At 69.4% G+C, this 15,727-nt stretch carries 14 protein-coding genes; 12 read left to right on the top strand and 2 right to left on the bottom strand.

Annotated elements, in window-relative coordinates; translation table 11 throughout:
- Positions 1-295: 295 nt before the first annotated feature.
- The 9 genes from HNR51_RS15260 (at position 296) to HNR51_RS15300 (ending at position 10,906) form a co-directional block, all read left to right on the top strand.
- Positions 296-1,291, top strand: a complete 996-nt coding sequence (locus tag HNR51_RS15260; protein WP_182555484.1) for a hypothetical protein — start codon at positions 296-298, stop codon at positions 1,289-1,291.
- A 25-nt stretch (positions 1,292-1,316) separates the two neighbouring features.
- The gene (locus tag HNR51_RS15265; protein WP_182555485.1) at positions 1,317-2,681 is read left to right on the top strand and encodes an 8-oxoguanine deaminase; all 1,365 of its coding nucleotides are present in this window, start codon (positions 1,317-1,319) and stop codon (positions 2,679-2,681) included.
- Positions 2,681-4,285 carry an ABC transporter ATP-binding protein gene (locus HNR51_RS15270; protein ID WP_182555486.1) on the top strand — a complete coding sequence of 535 codons (1,605 nt, stop codon included), beginning with the start codon at positions 2,681-2,683 and terminating at the stop codon, positions 4,283-4,285. Before HNR51_RS15265 ends, HNR51_RS15270 begins: the two co-directional genes overlap by 1 nt.
- A 59-nt stretch (positions 4,286-4,344) precedes the next feature.
- Positions 4,345-5,439 (top strand): ABC transporter permease, encoded by a 1,095-nt coding sequence (locus tag HNR51_RS15275; RefSeq protein ID WP_182555487.1) that lies wholly within the window; start codon positions 4,345-4,347, stop codon positions 5,437-5,439.
- Positions 5,440-5,443: 4 nt separating this feature from the next.
- Positions 5,444-6,370 carry an ABC transporter permease gene (locus HNR51_RS15280; RefSeq protein ID WP_012453041.1) on the top strand — a complete coding sequence of 309 codons (927 nt, stop codon included), beginning with the start codon at positions 5,444-5,446 and terminating at the stop codon, positions 6,368-6,370.
- A 151-nt stretch (positions 6,371-6,521) separates the two neighbouring features.
- Positions 6,522-7,676, top strand: a complete 1,155-nt coding sequence (locus HNR51_RS15285) for a BMP family ABC transporter substrate-binding protein (protein ID WP_012453040.1) — start codon at positions 6,522-6,524, stop codon at positions 7,674-7,676.
- Positions 7,677-7,776: 100 nt separating this feature from the next.
- Positions 7,777-8,925, top strand: coding sequence for an ABC transporter permease (locus HNR51_RS15290; protein ID WP_182555488.1), 1,149 nt, complete (start codon positions 7,777-7,779; stop codon positions 8,923-8,925).
- Positions 8,926-8,947: 22 nt separating this feature from the next.
- Positions 8,948-9,868 carry an ABC transporter permease gene (locus HNR51_RS15295; protein ID WP_182555489.1) on the top strand — a complete coding sequence of 307 codons (921 nt, stop codon included), beginning with the start codon at positions 8,948-8,950 and terminating at the stop codon, positions 9,866-9,868.
- A gap of 9 nt (positions 9,869-9,877) precedes the next feature.
- A complete protein-coding gene (locus HNR51_RS15300; protein ID WP_152276157.1) occupies positions 9,878-10,906 on the top strand; it encodes a formamidase in 1,029 nt (342 codons plus the stop codon).
- Between the two features lie 8 nt (positions 10,907-10,914).
- Here HNR51_RS15300 and HNR51_RS26740 read toward each other — a convergent pair whose 3' ends face one another.
- Positions 10,915-11,139 (bottom strand): BrnA antitoxin family protein, encoded by a 225-nt coding sequence (locus HNR51_RS26740; protein ID WP_239681412.1) that lies wholly within the window; start codon positions 11,137-11,139, stop codon positions 10,915-10,917.
- Positions 11,140-11,206: 67 nt separating this feature from the next.
- Complete coding sequence (locus HNR51_RS15310; RefSeq protein ID WP_182555491.1) at positions 11,207-11,518, bottom strand: BrnT family toxin; 312 nt, start codon at positions 11,516-11,518, stop codon at positions 11,207-11,209.
- Between the two features lie 51 nt (positions 11,519-11,569).
- Here HNR51_RS15310 and biuH point away from each other — a divergent pair, with 51 nt between their 5' ends.
- The 3 genes from biuH (at position 11,570) to HNR51_RS15325 (ending at position 15,607) form a co-directional block, all read left to right on the top strand.
- Positions 11,570-12,289: a biuret amidohydrolase gene (gene biuH / locus HNR51_RS15315; protein WP_182555492.1), complete on the top strand. Its 720-nt coding sequence runs from the start codon at positions 11,570-11,572 to the stop codon at positions 12,287-12,289.
- A 7-nt stretch (positions 12,290-12,296) separates the two neighbouring features.
- On the top strand, positions 12,297-13,859 hold the full coding sequence (locus HNR51_RS15320; RefSeq protein ID WP_182555493.1) for an ABC transporter ATP-binding protein: 1,563 nt from the start codon (positions 12,297-12,299) through the stop codon (positions 13,857-13,859).
- Positions 13,860-14,401: 542 nt separating this feature from the next.
- Complete coding sequence (locus HNR51_RS15325) at positions 14,402-15,607, top strand: FAD-dependent monooxygenase (RefSeq protein WP_239681413.1); 1,206 nt, start codon at positions 14,402-14,404, stop codon at positions 15,605-15,607.
- Positions 15,608-15,727: the final 120 nt, after the last annotated feature.

Genomic DNA, 15,727 nt, shown 5'->3' on the forward strand with positions numbered 1-15,727 from the left:
TCCGGGGTCCTGTCGGCATCACGTCCATTCCGTGCGCAGGATGAACAGGAGGCGGGCGGCCCGGAAGCGTTTTCGTGGCTCGCCCCGTCGCGGGGAGGGCGCGTCCTCTCAATTCGGTCGGTCGTCGGGGCGGTCCGATCGAGCCCTGCACGGACGATCGCGCCCGGCAGCACGCGAAACCTGTTGCGGATTTGTGACTTGTGCTGCCGTGCATGCGCCGCAGGACCCCGCCTGCTCTGTGTTGGCACCTCCGTTGCTGCCATCGGGCCACACGGAAAGGTTGGGGAGAACAAGAATGTCGGTCCGGGGGCTTGCGGCGGTTGCGCTGTCATTAATTACGGTCGGTACGGCGGCTGCGGCGGATCTCAGGGATAAGAAGGCCCCCGAGGCGGAGGTCCCCAAGGAAGTGCCGTTCTTCCTCTTCGCGGATACGCAGATCAGCTATCGCTACCAGTTCCCGACCGTCACGCCCGGCATCCAGATCCAGCGGCCCGACGGCAGCTTCCGCTCGCGCGAGGCGCCCAAGCACATCCTCAACATCTCGCACGCGGATGCCTGGGCCTACGGCACGAACTTCTTCTCCCTCGACATCCTGCAATCCGGGTCGCAATTCCCGGCCGGCACGACCAACACGCCCGGCGGCGTGCCGCTGACCTACGATTACGGCAACACCGAAGCCTACGGCCTCTACCGCGGCACGCTCAGCCTCAACGCCCTGACCGGCACCAAGGCCTTCGCCTTTCCGGGCATCGTCAAGGAAGTCTCGCTCTCCTTCGGCTTCGACGCCAATTCGCAGAACGACCCCTTCGGCTCGAAGAAGCGCGACGTCGTCGGCGGCCTGAACTTCGCCTTCGACGTGCCGGCCGGCTTCCTGAACCTGTCGGTCCACGCCTACAAGGAATGGAACCGCAACGGCTTCAACACGCAGCCCGACCGCGACCAGAGCTTCAACACGGTCCCCGAATTCGAGATCGTCTACAGCCTGCCGTTGACCTTCACCGGTCTGCCGCTGACGCTGGCGGGCTTCAACAACATCGTCCTGCCCAAGGGCCGCGGCATCAGCAACAATCCCGCCGCCTTCGCGTTCAATCCGCCGCGCGGGCTGGAATTCCTGTCGCGCACCAACCTCGTGCTCGATCTCGGCAAGCTCGTCTACGATCAGCCCAACAAGGTCGATGTCTTCATCGGTTTCCAGTACTGGCTGAACAAGTTCGGCAACCAGGAGACGGCGACCTTCAAGGGCACCGAGGAAAAGAGCTTCCTCGCGGGCGTCGCCTTCCACATCTTCTGATCCCCGACAGGAAACGCGAAGCCGGATGATGGAATCGAGCGCCCGCCCCCGCCGTCTCTGGCTCCGCGATCCGCTGGCGATCCTGGCCGACGGGGCCGGCGGCGGGCTCGTGGTGGAGGGCAGCCGCATCGCCGAGGTGGTGGCCGCGGGCGCCCGGCCCGCGCGCCCGGTCGACGCGACGTTCGACGCCTCGCGCCACGTCGTCATCCCCGGCCTCGTCAACACGCATCACCACTTCTTCCAGACGCTCACCCGCGCCCATCCGGCGGCGATCAACAAGCCGCTCTTCCCCTGGCTGATGGCGCTCTACGGAATCTGGCCGAGGCTGACGCCGGACGCCTTCCGGCTGGCGACCCGGCTCGCCTACACCGAATTGCTGCTCTCCGGCTGCACCACGGCGGGCGACCACCACTACCTGTTTCCGAAGGGCCTCGAGAACGCCGTCGACATCCAGGTCGAGGAGGCGCGCTCCCTCGGCATCCGCGCCGTCGTGACCCGCGGCTCGATGAGCCTGTCGGAGAAGGACGGCGGCCTGCCGCCCGAGACTTTGGTGCAGGACGACGACGCCATCCTGACCGACAGCGAACGGGTGCTGCGGCTGTTCCACGATCCCGCGCCCGGGGCGATGGTGCAGATCGGGCTCGCCCCCTGCTCGCCCTTTGCCGTCACCAAGCGGCTGATGCGCGAGAGCGCGGGGCTGGCCGAGCGCTTCGATTGCCGCCTGCACACCCATCTCGGCGAGACGCTCGACGAGAACGCCTATTGCCTGGAGGCGTTCGGGCAGCGCCCGGTGGACTATCTCGAAGAGGTCGGCTGGATGACGCGGCGGGCCTGGCTCGCCCACGGCATCCACTTCAACGACGACGAGGTGCGGCGCCTGGGTGCGGCGGGCGTCGGCGTGTGCCACTGCCCGGCCTCGAACATGGTGCTGGCCTCCGGCCAGTGCCGGACCTGCGAACTGGAGGCGGCGGGCTCTCCCGTCGGCCTCGGCGTCGACGGCTCGGCGTCGAGCGACAGCTCGAACCTGATGGAGGGCGTGCGCCACGCCCTGATGATCAACCGCCTGACCTACGGCGCCGAGGCGGTAACCCATCTCGACGCCCTGCGCTGGGCCACAGAAGGCTCGGCCGCCTGCCTCGGGCGCGACGATATCGGCCGGATCGCGCCCGGCCGCGAGGCGGATCTGGCGCTGTTCACCCTCGACGAACTGCGCTTCTCCGGTGCCCACGATCCGCTCGCGGCTTTGGTGCTGTGCGGCGCGCACCGGGCGGACCGGGTGATGGTCGCGGGCGCATGGCGGGTGATCGACGGGGAGCCGCTCGGCATCGAGACCGGGCGCCTGCGCGAGGAGCATTCGCGGCTCGCGCGCCACCTATTCGGAACGGCGTGATGGGGGCCGCATCCGCTGTGCCGGCTCCCCGGGAGGGTCCGACCCCGCTCTTCGGAGCCTACGGCATCGTCAAGCGCTTCGGCGCCTTCACCGCCAATGACGGGGTCGATCTGGAGATCCGCGCCGGCGAGATCCACGCCCTGCTGGGCGAGAACGGCGCCGGCAAATCGACCCTGATGAAGATCCTCTACGGCCTCCTGGAGCCGACGGAGGGCGTCGTCACGCATCAGGGCGACATCGTGCGGCTGGCCAACCCCGAGGCCGCGCGGGCGCTCGGCATCGGCATGGTGTTCCAGCACTTCTCGCTGTGCGAGAACCTGACGGTCGCCGAGAACATCGCCCTCGTCATGCCCGCGGCGCTGACGGGCCGGGCGCTGGCGGAGCGGATCGCCCGGCTGGGCAAGGATTACGGCCTGCATCTCGATCCCGCGCGGCCGGTCTGGTCGCTCTCGGCGGGCGAGCGTCAGCGCATCGAGATCGTGCGCTGCCTGCTCCAGAACCCGAAACTCGTGATCCTCGACGAGCCGACCTCGGTGCTGACGCCGGGGGAGGCGGAGGTGCTGTTCTCGGTGCTGGAGCGCCTGCGCAGCGAGGGCCGCGCCCTGCTCTACATCTCCCACCGGCTCGACGAGGTGCGCCGCCTCTGCACCCGGGCCACGATCCTGCGGGGCGGCCGGGTCGTCGGCACCTGCAATCCGCAGGCGGAGACCGCCCGCTCGCTCGCGGCGATGATGGTCGGCACGGGGGTGAGCGAGGTCCGGCCGAAGGCGGCCCGCGGGACCTGCGCCGAGCGCCTCGTGCTCGACGGCCTGTCGCTGCCCGCGCCCGGCCTGCACGGGACGCCGCTGCGGGACATCGTGCTCTCCGTCGCGGGCGGGGAGATCCTCGGCATCGCCGGGATCGCCGGCAACGGGCAGGCGGAGCTGTTCGACGCCCTGTCGGGCGAGAGCCGGGCCCCGGCGGCCGGGGCACTGCGCCTCGACGGCCGGGCGGCGGGCCATCTCGGCATCAATGCCCGGCGCCGGCTCGGAGCCGCCTTCGTGCCCGAGGAGCGCAACGGCCACGCCGCCGTCCCGTCCATGACCCTGTCGGAGAACGCGCTGCTCTCCCGCCACGCCACCGCGCCGCTCACGCGGCTGGGCCTGCTGCGGCTCGGGGCGGCGCGGGCGCTCGCCCGGCGGGTGATCGACGCCTTCGACGTCCGCGGCGCCGGCCCGGACCCGGCGGCCGGCACGCTCTCAGGCGGCAACCTGCAGAAATTCGTGGTCGGGCGCGAGATCCTGGCCGAGCCGGGCATCCTCGTCATCAACCAGCCGACCTGGGGCGTCGACGCCGCCGCCGCCGCCCATATCCGGCAGGCGGTGCTCGATCTGGCCGGCCGCGGTGCCGCGGTGGTCGTGATCAGCCAGGATCTCGACGAGCTGTTCGAGATCGCGGATTCCATCGCTGTCCTGCATGCCGGCGCGCTCTCGCAGCCGGTCCGGACCGCTGCGACCAGCCGCGCGGCCCTGGGACTGCTGATGGGCGGGGCGGGCGAGCCGGAACCGCCGACCGGCGAGACGCCGGTGGCGCCTGCGGCCCGTGTCGTTGCGCCCGTGTCCTGAACCCGCCCTGATCCGCCCCGCGAGCGTGAGACGTCAGCCAGGAATGAACGGGATGCGCGATGCGCCTTGATCTCCTCCCCCGCGCGCACCGGTCGCCCTGGCTCGACCTGCTCGCGCCCGCGCTCGCCTTCCTCGCCGCGGTCCTGCTCGGCGGGATCGCGGTGGCGGCCCTCGGCGTCCCGCCGGAACAGGCCTTCGTCACCTACTTCGTCGCGCCCTTGAGCGAGGTCTGGTCGCTGCAGGAGGTCGCACTCAAGGCCGCGCCGCTCGCCCTGATCGCGACCGGGCTCGCCTTCTGCTACCGCGCCAACCTGTGGAACATCGGCGCGGAGGGCCAGTACGTGGCCGGCGGCCTCGCCGGCGGCTGGGTCGCCGTCGCCGCCCACGGTTTCCAGGGGCCCACCGTCTGGATCCTGCCCGCGATGCTGCTCGCCGGCACGCTCGCCGGCATCGCCTACGCGATGATCCCGGCGCTGCTGCGGGTCAGGCTCGGGGTCTCGGAGATCCTGACCAGCCTGATGCTCGTCTACGTCGCGCAATTGCTGCTCGACTACATGGTGCGCGGCCCCTTGCGCGATCCGCAGGGCTACAACTTCCCCCAGAGCGTCAGCTTCGAGGACGCCGCCCGGCTGCCCCTGCTGATGGAGGGCGAGTCGCTCCATGCGGGCGTGCTGATCGGGCTTCTGGCCATCGTGCTGGCGGCTCTGGTCCTGGCGCGGACCCTGTTCGGCTTCGAGGTGCGCGCCGTCGGCGCGAGCCCGCGGGCGGCGCGCTTCGCCGGCTTCTCGGATGCGCGCCTGACGCTCTCGGTCTTCGCGATCTCCGGCGGCGCGGCGGGCTTGGCCGGCATCTGCGAGGTGGGCGGACGGATCGGCCAGCTCCAGCCGGAGATCTCGCCGGGCTACGGCTTCACCGCGATCATCGTCGCCTTCCTCGGGCGCCTCAGCCCGCCCGGCATCCTGGTGGCGGCCCTCGTCATCGCCCTGACGACGATCGGCGGCGAGGGGGCTCAGATCGACTTGAAGCTGCCGCTCGACCTGACCCGCGCCTTCCAGGGGCTGCTGCTCGGCCTCGTGCTCGGGGCCGACGTGCTCACGCGCTACCACGTCCGGATCGTACCGGGCGGCGCGGGCGCAAGGGTCGGACAAGGGTGACGCCATGACCCTCGACATCGTCCAGATGGTGCTCGTCACGGTGCTGACGGCGGCCACCCCGCTGATCCTGGCCGGTATCGGCGAACTCGTCGTGGAGCGCGCCGGCGTGCTGAATCTCGGCGTCGAGGGCATGATGGTGCTCGGCGCGGCCGCCGGCTTCGCCGTCGCCTCCCAGACCGGATCGACCGCGCTCGGCGCCCTCGGCGGGGCCGGCGCGGGTCTGCTGCTCGCCGCCTTGTTCGGCATCCTCACGGTGGGTCTGGCGGCGAACCAAGTCGCCTCGGGACTGGCGCTGACGATCCTCGGGCTGGGGCTCTCCGGCCTCGTCGGCGCCGGCTATGTCGGGATGAAGCGCGATCCCGCCCCCCATCTTCACCTGCCCGGCCTCACCGACCTGCCCGGGATCGGCCGGCTGCTGTTCGGACACGACGCCTTCGTCTACGCGGCCCTCCTCCTCGTCGCGGGGGTGTGGTGGTTCCTCTGGCGCACCCGCGCCGGATTGACCCTGCGCGCCATCGGCGACGATCACACCGCGACCCACGCCCTCGGGCTCAAGGTGCGCAAGGTCCGCTTCCTCGCCGTGCTGTTCGGCGGCGCCTGCGCGGGGCTGGCCGGGGCATACCTGTCGCTGGCCTACACGCCGTTCTGGGCACCGGCGATGACCGCCGGACGCGGCTGGATCGCGCTCGCGCTCGTGGTCTTCGCCTCCTGGCAGCCGCTCCGGGTGGCCGCGGGGGCACTGCTCTTCGGCGGGGCGACCGTGCTCCAGCTCCACGCCCAGGCCGCGGGTCTCGGCCTGCCGGGCCAGCTGCTCTCGGCGGTGCCCTACCTCGCCACCATCCTGGCCCTCGTCCTGCTGTCGCTCGGCCGGCGCCGGGGCGGCTCGCTGGCACCGGCGGCCCTCGGCCGCGTCTTCGCTCCGAGCCGCTGAGGATCGGGGCCTCCGGGGAGGAGTGGCGCGAAAGCATGCATATGCGGATGGTATTTTAGGCGCCTCGTCGGCAAGGTTCTAATTTTCCCTGCCGGCCGCAGGCAATTCTGGTGCTGAAACTTTGCTCTTTTCTCCGTCCGGAACAGGGTCAATGCTTGCCAAGCTTGTGCCGCCGGCCCGGAAAGACGGATTTCGCCTCGTGTCAGCCCATTCTTTCTCCCGCAGACATCTGCTCGGCGGTGCGGCCGCCCTCTCGCTCGGTGCGCTGCCCTTCGGCCGCGCCCGGGCCGCCGGCCCGCTCACCGTCGGCTTCATCTATGTCGGGCCGAAGGACGATTACGGCTACAACCAAGCCCATGCTCAAGGCGCCGCCGCCCTCAAGGCGATCCCCGGCGTTCAGGTGGTCGAGGAGGAGAACGTCCGCGAGACCACCGACGTCCAGAAGACCATGGAGAGCATGATCAACCTGGACGGTGCGACCCTCGTCTTCCCGACCTCCTTCGGCTACTTCGATCCGCACGTCCTCATCGAGGCCAAGAAGAACCCGAAGGTGCAGTTCCGCCATTGCGGCGGCCTCTGGACCGAGGCGAACCCGAAGAACGCCGGTTCGTATTTCGGCTACATCGCCCAGGGGCAGTACCTGAACGGCATCGTCGCCGCCCACGCCTCGAAGTCGAAGCGGCTCGGGTTCGTCGCCGCCAAGCCGATCCCTCAGGTTCTCAACAACATCAACGGCTTCCTGCTCGGTGCGCGCAGCGTCGATCCGTCGATCACGGTTCAGGTGATCTTCACCGGCGAGTGGTCGCTGGCCGTCAAAGAGGCGGAGGCGACCAACGCGCTGATCGACGGCGGCGCCGACGTGATCACCTGCCACGTCGACAGCCCTAAGGTCGTGGTCGAGACCGCCGCGCGGCGCGGGGCCTTCGTCTGCGGCTACCACGCCGACCAGTCGGCTCTGGCCAAGGACAAGTACCTCACCGGCGCGGAGTGGAACTGGGCCTCGATCTACAAGGGCTTCGTCGCCGACATGCAGGCGGGCAAGGCGCCGCCGAACTTCGTGCGCGGCGGCCTGCCGGACGGCTTCGTGAAGATGAGCCCCTACGGCCCCGCGGTCTCCGAGGAAGCCCGTAAGCAGGCCGACGCCGTCAAGGCCGAGATGATGAAGGGCGGCTTCGCCATCATCAAGGGGCCGCTCAAGGACAACAAGGGCAACGAGATCGCCGGGGCCGGCACGGCGTTGGCCGAGAACGCGGCCGCGCTCGAGAAGACCAACTACCTCGTCGAGGGCGTGAAGGGCTCGGCCTGATCGGTCCGCCGGCCGGACGGCTCAGGAGGGCTTGGCATGGTTTCTGCGGTTTCGCGGAAGAAGACCCGACCCCTTCGCTCCGACCCCATGGATCTCACCCATGGCCGCTGACACCACCGCCCCCAGCCTGCCGCTGACCGAGAGCAGCCCGGACCAGCCCCCGGTCTCGCTCCAGATCCGGGCATGGCTCGCACGCCGCGCCGAGGGCGTCGCGATTCCGGTCGGGGCCGTGATCGCCGGCTTCCTGATCTTCTCCCTCTTCCTGCTCGCCCTGGGAAAAAGCCCGCTCGCCTTCCTCGATCTCGTCTGGCGCGGCGGTTTCGGCTCGTCCTTCTCCCTCCAGAACAGTCTGCAGCGCGCCGCGCCCCTCCTGTTCGCCGCGCTCTGCGTCGCGTTGCCGGCCCGTCTCGGCCTCGTGGTGATCGGCGGCGAGGGCGCGATCGTCCTCGGCGGTGTGGCCGCGGCGGCGGCGGCGCAGCCGCTCCAGGGCTTTCCCCCGCCGCTCGCCGTGCCGCTGATGGCGCTCGCCGCCGCCGCGACCGGAGCGGCCTGGATCGGCGCCGTCGGCGCGCTGCGCGCCTATCGCGGGGTCAACGAAACCATCGCCAGCCTGCTGATGTCCTATATCGCGCTCGCGCTCTCGAACCACCTGATCGAGGGCCTGTTGCGCGATCCGGAAAGCCTCAACAAGCCCTCCACCCGGCCGATCGGCGAGGCGTTCATGGTCGGCCCCCTGCCGGGCCTGGATGTCCATTGGGGGCTCGGCATCGGCGTTCTCGCCTGCTTGGCCGCCTACGCGCTGACGGAGCGGACGACGATCGGCTTCGCCGCCCGCATCGCCGGGGGCAACCTGCGGGCGGCGCAGATCCAGGGCCTGCCGGTCGGGCGTCTCGTCGTGAGCTTCACGGCGCTCGGCGGCGCCTGCGCCGCGCTTGCCGGCTTCTTCGAGGTCGCGGCGGTGCACGGCAACGCCAACGCCTCGCTCAATGCGGGCTTCGGCTATACCGGCATCCTCGTCGCCTTCCTCGCCCGTCAAAATCCCCTGGCGATCCTGCCGGTGGCCTTCCTGCTCGGCGGCATCGAGGCGTCGAGCGGCCTGATCCAGCGCCGGATGCAGTTGCCCGACGCCACGGTGCTCGTGCTCGAAGGTCTGCTGTTCCTCGTCGTGCTCGTCAGCGAGACGCTCTACGGGCGCTTCAAGCTGTTCAGCCCGCATCTCTGGGCCGAGAAGCGCGGGGCGGTCGCGTGACGGCGATGTTGGGGCGCACCGGATGAGCGACGATCTCGGCCTGACGACCGTTCTGCTCGCCGTGGTCGGCGGAGCGATCCGCGTCTCGACGCCGTTCCTGTTCGTGAGCCTCGGCGAGACCATCACCGAGCGCTCGGGGCGGATCAATCTCGGGTTGGAGGGCACCCTCGTCTTCGGCGCGATGGCGGCCTACGCCACCGCCGTGCTGACGGGCAGTCCCTGGGCAGGCGTGGCCGTCGCCGGACTGGCCGGCGGCGCCTTCGGCGGGCTGCACGGCTTCATCTGCCGCTTTCCCCGGGTCAACGACGTGGCGATCGGCATCGCGCTGATGCTGTTCGGCTCAGGCCTCGCCTTCTTCCTCGGAAAGCCCTTCATCCAGCCCTCGGCCCCGCCGCTGCCGGCGATCCCCTTCGGCTTCTGGTCGGACCTGCCGCAGGTCCAGGCGGCGCTCCGGGTCAACGTGCTGTTCCTGGCCGGCGCCGCGCTGGCGCTGTTCCTGTGGTGGGCGTTCCGCAACACCAAGGCCGGCCTGATCGTGCGCGTGGTCGGCGACAGCGCGGATGCGGCGCGCGCCATGGGCTACGACGTCGACCGCGTGCGGCTGCTCGCGACCGCCGTCGGCGGCGTGCTCGCCGGGATCGGCGGCGCCTATCTCTCGCTCTACTATCCCGGCTCGTGGAACGAGGGCATCTCGTCCGGACAGGGCCTGATGGCTGTGGCGCTCGTCATCTTCGCCCGCTGGAATCCGCTCGCCTGCTTCGGGGCGGCCCTGCTGTTCGGGGGGGCCGGGGCGCTCGGACCGGCGCTACAATCGGTCGGCATCTCGCAGGGCTACTACCTGTTCTACGCCGCCCCCTACGTCCTCACCCTGGCGCTTCTGATCGCCACCTCCTCGCCGGACCGGGCGCTGACCGGCGCGCCGGGCGAATTGTCCCTCAAGTAAGGTCACCTCATGAATGGTCTCGGTGGACTGAACAAATCCCCGAACGGCGTCGTCATCGGCCTCGTCCAACTGCAACTGCCGACCATCGCCACGCGGGCCGACGTGACCGCGCAGGCCGAGCGCATCGTCGCCCTGGTCGCCAAGGCGCGCGCCAACATGGCGAGCATGGATCTGGTCGTCTTTCCCGAATACGCCCTGCACGGCCTGTCGATGGACACCCGTCCCGAGATCCTGTGCACCCTCGACGGCCCCGAGGTCGCGGCGTTCAAACAGGCCTGCCGCGACAACCGGATCTGGGGCTGCTTCTCGATCATGGAGGCCAACCCGAACGGCAATCCGTTCAATTCCGGCCTCATCATCGACGATACCGGCGACCTCAAGCTCTATTACCGCAAGATGCACCCTTGGGTCCCGGTCGAGCCGTGGGAGCCCGGCGACCTCGGCATCCCGGTGATCGAGGGCCCGAAGGGAGCCAAGCTCGGCCTCATCATCTGCCACGACGGCATGTTCCCGGAGATGGCGCGCGAATGCGCCTACAAGGGCGCCGAGATCATGATCCGCACGGCCGGCTACACCGCGCCGATCCGCGAATCCTGGCGCTTCACCAATCAGTCGAACGCCTTCTGCAACCTGATGGTGACCGCCAATGTCTGCCTATGCGGCTCGGACGGCACCTTCGACTCGATGGGCGAGGGCATGATCGTCAACTTCGACGGCGCGGTGCTCGCCCACGGCACAACGGGGCGCGTCGACGAGATCATCACCGCCGAGGTGCGGCCGGATCTCGTGCGCGAGGCGCGGGCGCATTGGGGCGTCGAGAACAACATCTACCAGCTCGGCCACCGCGGCTACACGGCGGTGAAGGGGGGCGCGGGCGACTGCCCCTACACCTACATGCACGACCTCGCCGCGGGCCGTTACCGCGTGCCGTGGGAGGACACGGTGAAGGTGACCGACGGGACGAGTTGCGGCTTTCCCGCCCCGACCCGGAGCTACGGCGAGGGCCAAGTGCCGGCGGTGCGGGAGGCGGCGGAGTGAGGCGGGCCTCACCTCTGCTTCTTCAGCGCCGCGAGCATCTCGCGGCGCAGGATCGCGTTGATGCGCGTCTGGTAGCCGCGGCCCTGTCCGCGCAGCCACGCCAGCACGTCGGAATCGATGCGAACCGTCGTCGAAGTCTTGGTCGGCCGGTAGTATTTTCCGCGCACGGCGTTGGCCCAGAACTCCTCAGTAAGGGGCGGGATGTCGCCATAATCGATCGCCTCGTCGGGCATGGCCGCGAGCGCTTCGAGTTCGGCCTTCTGCGCCTCGGTCAGAGGCGGAGAGTTCGCCAGATCGATGTCAAAACGAACGAGATTCCCGCTCGTAGCGTCGTCTCTCGGGACGGTCGGCTCTACGGGCCGAGATGATGCGAATGATCTCGATTTCTGCGCCATCCTCGTCACTCTCACGGATCGTGTGGACGACCAGCAGCACCTCAAAACCACCGATGGAGCCGAGGGCCTGCCAACGGACCTCTCCGCCCTCCACCCGCTCAGGACTCGCGAGCAGGAACGGATCGGTGAAGACGCGGACGGCCGTCTCGAAGCTGACACCATGCTTGCGCAGGTTCGAGGCGGCCTTGGCCGGATCCCATTCGAATCGGATCGTCACGACAAGATTGTTACAACAAAATTGTCTGACAAACCACCGACCGGAGGCCGCATGAGCGTCATCCCCTTCCCCTCCGCCGGGTCCTCCGAGGGGGGGCGCTTCGTCGCCGCCGAGCCCTATCCCTGGCCCTATGACGGCTCGCTCGACCCGAAGACCACGGCGCTCGTCATCATCGACATGCAGACCGACTTCTGCGGCCGGGGCGGCTACGTCGATGCCATGGGCTACGACCTCGCCCTGACCCGCGCGCCGATCGAGCCGATCAGGCGGCTTCTCGCCGCCGCGCGGGAGCATGGCTACCACGTGATCCACACCCGCGAGGGCCACCGGCCGGACCTTGCCGACCTTCCCGCCAACAAGCGCTGGCGCTCGCGCCGGATCGGGGCGGGGATCGGCGATCCCGGACCCTGCGGGCGGGTGCTGGTGCGGGGCGAGCCGGGCTGGGAGATCATTCCGGAACTGGCGCCGCTGCCGGACGAGCCGGTGATCGACAAGCCGGGCAAGGGCTCGTTCTGCGCCACCGATCTCGAACTCATCCTGACGACGCGGGGCATCCGCAACCTGATCCTGACCGGCATCACCACGGATGTCTGCGTCCACACCACGATGCGCGAGGCCAACGACCGCGGCTTCGAATGCGTGATCGTGTCCGACGGCACCGCCGCCACCGACCGCGGCAACCACGAGGCGGCGCTGAAGATGGTCACGATGCAGGGCGGCGTGTTCGGCGCGGTCGCCTCGGCCGACGCGATCCTCGCAGCGATGGGCTGAGACCACCATGGCGGCTTCCGCAAACCCCGTCCCGGCCGGCGCGAACTCCGGGGCCCTTGCCGTCGAGACCGTCGGCATGACGAAGCGCTTCGGCGGCTTCACCGCCCTCGACGACGTCTCGATGAAGATCGAGGCCGGCGGCTTCCACGCCCTGCTCGGCGAGAACGGGGCGGGCAAGTCGACCTTCGTGAAATGCGTGATGGGCTTCTACGCGCCCACCGCCGGCTCCGTCCTCATCGACGGTCGCGAGGCCGAGATCACCGGGCCGAAGGGCGCGCAGGCGCGCGGCCTCGGCATGGTCTACCAGCACTTCACCCTGGTGCCTTCGCTGACCGGCGCCGAGAACCTCGTCATCGGCCGGGCCGACGCGCCCGCGATCCTCGACTGGACGGCCGAGCGCGCGGCGCTCGCCGACTTCATGGCGCGGATGCCGTTCCAGCTGAACCTCGACCGGCCGGTGGCGGAACTCGCGGCGGGCGAGAAGCAGAAGCTCGAAATCGTCAAGCAGCTCTACCTCAAGGCCCGCTTCCTGATCCTCGACGAGCCCACCTCGGTGCTGACGCCGGCCGAGGCCGAGGAGGTGCTGGGCCTGCTGCGCGGCATGGCGGATGCGGGCGCGCTCACGGTGCTGATGATCAGCCACAAGTTCCGCGAGGTCGAAGCCTTCGCCCGCAGCCTCAGCGTCCTGCGCCGCGGCCGGCTCGTCGGCGGCGGCGCGGTCGGCGCGCTGTCGCGGGACGACATGGCGGCGATGATGGTGGGCGAGCGCACCGTCCGCACGATCGCCGCGCGGATCGGCGAGCCCGACCCGGCGCGCGAGATCCTGCGGGTGGATGGCCTGACCGCCACCGACGTCTCCGGCCTGCGGCGGATCGATGTCGCGGATCTGCGCGTGCGCGCCCACGAGATCGTCGGCATCGCCGGGGTCTCCGGCAACGGGCAGAAGGAACTCGCCGACGTGCTCGGCGGCCAGATCCGCGCGACGGGCGGGCGCGTTGCGGTGCAGGGCGAGCCCTATCGCGGCACGCGGGCCGAGAGCCGCCGCCACCGGGTGCGCTTCATCCCGGAAGAACCCCTGCGCAACGCCTGCGCACCGCGGATGTCGGTGGCCGAGAACCTCGCCTTCCGCGCCTTCGACCGGCGCGGCGACGATCCCGCCGGTCCGCCGACCCTCTGGCTCGATCGGCGCGCCATGAGCCGGCGGGCGAAGGACCTGATCGCCCGCTTCAAGGTGAAGACCGCCTCCTCGGAGGCGCCGATCGCCACGCTCTCGGGCGGCAACGTCCAGCGCGCCGTGCTGGCGCGCGAACTCACCGATCCGGTCGATCTCCTGATCGTCGTCAATCCCTGCTTCGGCCTCGATTTCGCGGCGGTCGCCGAGATCCGCTCGCGCATCGTCGCCGCGCGGAATGCCGGCGCAGCCGTGCTGCTGATCAGCGAGGATCTGGACGAGATCCTGGAACTGTCGGACCGCATCGTCGTGATGTCGGACGGGCGCCTCGTCTACGAGACCCCGGCCGCCGCGGCGGAGGCCGGCGTGATCGGCCGCCACATGGCCGGGCACCATTAGAGCGCATTCCGACGAAGTGGTCGCCGGTTCGTCGGAAGAAGGCGCGTCGAAGCAAAGACCGAGAGGCGCCGGGTTCGTAGGGGCGATCTGGCGCGGGCGGCCGCGCCCCGGAGCGGACATCGACCGACGATTGCAGGTCCGACGTCCGGCCGGAGGCGGCTCCGACGCCCCATCGGGCTGCGGCGGGAGTGTCAGGCCCATCGGGGTAGACGAAGCGGCCGGTGCGGTTCTTTGGGGTTACGACCACCCTCCACAATCGACGTTGCGCCCGCTGGTGGTTCACCTCAAGGTTTCACGGCCGGCTTTCGTTGCGTTGTCACGGCTGAACCGTCACGCGGGATGCTCATCGCCATGCCCGCATCCTTCGAAAGGCGACCGGTCTTTGTCCTGCGCTTAGGTATCGTCGCCGATGTCGCGGGGGCATGACGCAACTCATGCAAAGTCCTGAAGCGGTGGATTGATCTCAGGTCGGATGCATGAGGCGTCAGACTAAGGGGAGAGTCTTGATGAGGATCTCATGTGTCGGTGCGGGACCTGCCGGATTGTATTTCGCGATCGTGATGAAGCGGCGCAACCCGAACCATGAGATCGTCGTCCACGAGCGGAACCCGGCGGGAACGACACATGGGTGGGGTGTCGTCTTCTGGGACGATCTTCTTGCCACCCTGCGGAACAACGATCCGGACAGCGCGCAGGCGATCGCGGATGAGGCGGTTCCCTGGTCCGGGCAAGTGGTCGACGTCGAGGGGCAACCGCCGCTCCACAACGGAGGCGGGGGCTACGGCATATGCCGTCGTCGCCTCCTGCAGATCCTGATCGAGCGGGCGCGCGCACTCGGCGTCGACGTACGGTTCGAGAGCGAGATCAGCGAACTGAGTCAGGTCGCCGACGCCGACCTCATCGTGGCGGCAGACGGTGTCGCGAGCCAGTTGCGTCGGCACCGCGCGGATCGGTTCCGGCCGCAGATCGAAGCCGGCCGCAACAAATACATCTGGCTCGCAACGACACAGCGATTTCCTTCCTTCACTTTCGGTTTCGTTCCGACCAGCGCCGGATGGGTCTGGTTTCACGCCTACTCCTTCAAGGAGGGCGTGAGTACATTCATCGTGGAATGCGCGCCGGAGACGTGGGAGGGGCTCGGTCTTGGCACGATGCGCGCGGATGCCGAGTTGCGGACGCTGGAAAGCATCTTTGCCAAGCATCTCGACGGTCACGAACTGATCAGCCGCGACGGCCATGACAACAGACTGCCATGGTTGAGCTTCCGCACCTTGGTCAACCGAACCTGGCACGCGGACAATCTGGTGCTGATCGGCGACGCCGCGCATACGACGCATTTCACGATCGGTTCGGGAACGCGTCTCGCCATCGACGACGCGATCGCGCTCGCCGCGGCCTTGAGCGAGCACGACAGCCTTCCCGGCGCCCTCTACGCGTTCGAGCGTCGACGCCACCGCGCCCTTGCCCGCGTGCAGCGCGATGCGCGCCTGAGTGCGGAATGGTTCGAGAACCTTCCACGCTACATCCGCTACAACGCACCGACCTTCTTCACGCTCCTCCTCGCGAGACGCTCTCGCCTGCTCAAGCGAATGCCTGCGAGAACATACCTGTATTTGCGTGGTCACTATACGAAGCTGACTGGCCGCGCGGCCTCGCCCCTCGCTCGGATCGGCAGACGCGCGTTCCCGTTCGGATCGAAAGCCAGCCGCGGCATCTTCAGAGCCGAGCCGGGAACGCCCCGCCGTTGACGCTGTCGGCCCCGAAGCGAGCTCAGCCAAATCCCGCCGACGCGGTCGTCCCGACGGCGGCGCGGCGGATGAAGCTGCCTCCGGTCCTGCCCTGGCGCCGTATCCGACCCGATCGCAGCA

Origin of the sequence: Methylorubrum thiocyanatum (assembly GCA_014138645.1) — a bacterium.
GTDB lineage: Bacteria > Pseudomonadota > Alphaproteobacteria > Rhizobiales > Beijerinckiaceae > Methylobacterium > Methylobacterium thiocyanatum.

What these genes read in the sequence shown, in the direction of transcription:
- HNR51_RS15280 (WP_012453041.1), top strand. Translation starts at nt 5,444, where the DNA reads ATGACCCTCGACATCGTCCAGATGGTGCTCGTCACGGTGCTGACGGCG.
- HNR51_RS15270 (WP_182555486.1), top strand. Translation starts at nt 2,681, where the DNA reads ATGGGGGCCGCATCCGCTGTGCCGGCTCCCCGGGAGGGTCCGACCCCG.
- HNR51_RS15265 (WP_182555485.1), top strand. Translation starts at nt 1,317, where the DNA reads ATGATGGAATCGAGCGCCCGCCCCCGCCGTCTCTGGCTCCGCGATCCG.
- HNR51_RS15275 (WP_182555487.1), top strand. Translation starts at nt 4,345, where the DNA reads ATGCGCCTTGATCTCCTCCCCCGCGCGCACCGGTCGCCCTGGCTCGAC.
- HNR51_RS26740 (WP_239681412.1), bottom strand. Translation starts at nt 11,139, where the DNA reads ATGCCCGACGAGGCGATCGATTATGGCGACATCCCGCCCCTTACTGAG.
- HNR51_RS15285 (WP_012453040.1), top strand. Translation starts at nt 6,522, where the DNA reads ATGCTTGCCAAGCTTGTGCCGCCGGCCCGGAAAGACGGATTTCGCCTC.
- HNR51_RS15295 (WP_182555489.1), top strand. Translation starts at nt 8,948, where the DNA reads ATGAGCGACGATCTCGGCCTGACGACCGTTCTGCTCGCCGTGGTCGGC.
- HNR51_RS15320 (WP_182555493.1), top strand. Translation starts at nt 12,297, where the DNA reads ATGGCGGCTTCCGCAAACCCCGTCCCGGCCGGCGCGAACTCCGGGGCC.
- HNR51_RS15260 (WP_182555484.1), top strand. Translation starts at nt 296, where the DNA reads ATGTCGGTCCGGGGGCTTGCGGCGGTTGCGCTGTCATTAATTACGGTC.
- HNR51_RS15300 (WP_152276157.1), top strand. Translation starts at nt 9,878, where the DNA reads ATGAATGGTCTCGGTGGACTGAACAAATCCCCGAACGGCGTCGTCATC.
- HNR51_RS15290 (WP_182555488.1), top strand. Translation starts at nt 7,777, where the DNA reads ATGGCCGCTGACACCACCGCCCCCAGCCTGCCGCTGACCGAGAGCAGC.
- biuH (WP_182555492.1), top strand. Translation starts at nt 11,570, where the DNA reads ATGAGCGTCATCCCCTTCCCCTCCGCCGGGTCCTCCGAGGGGGGGCGC.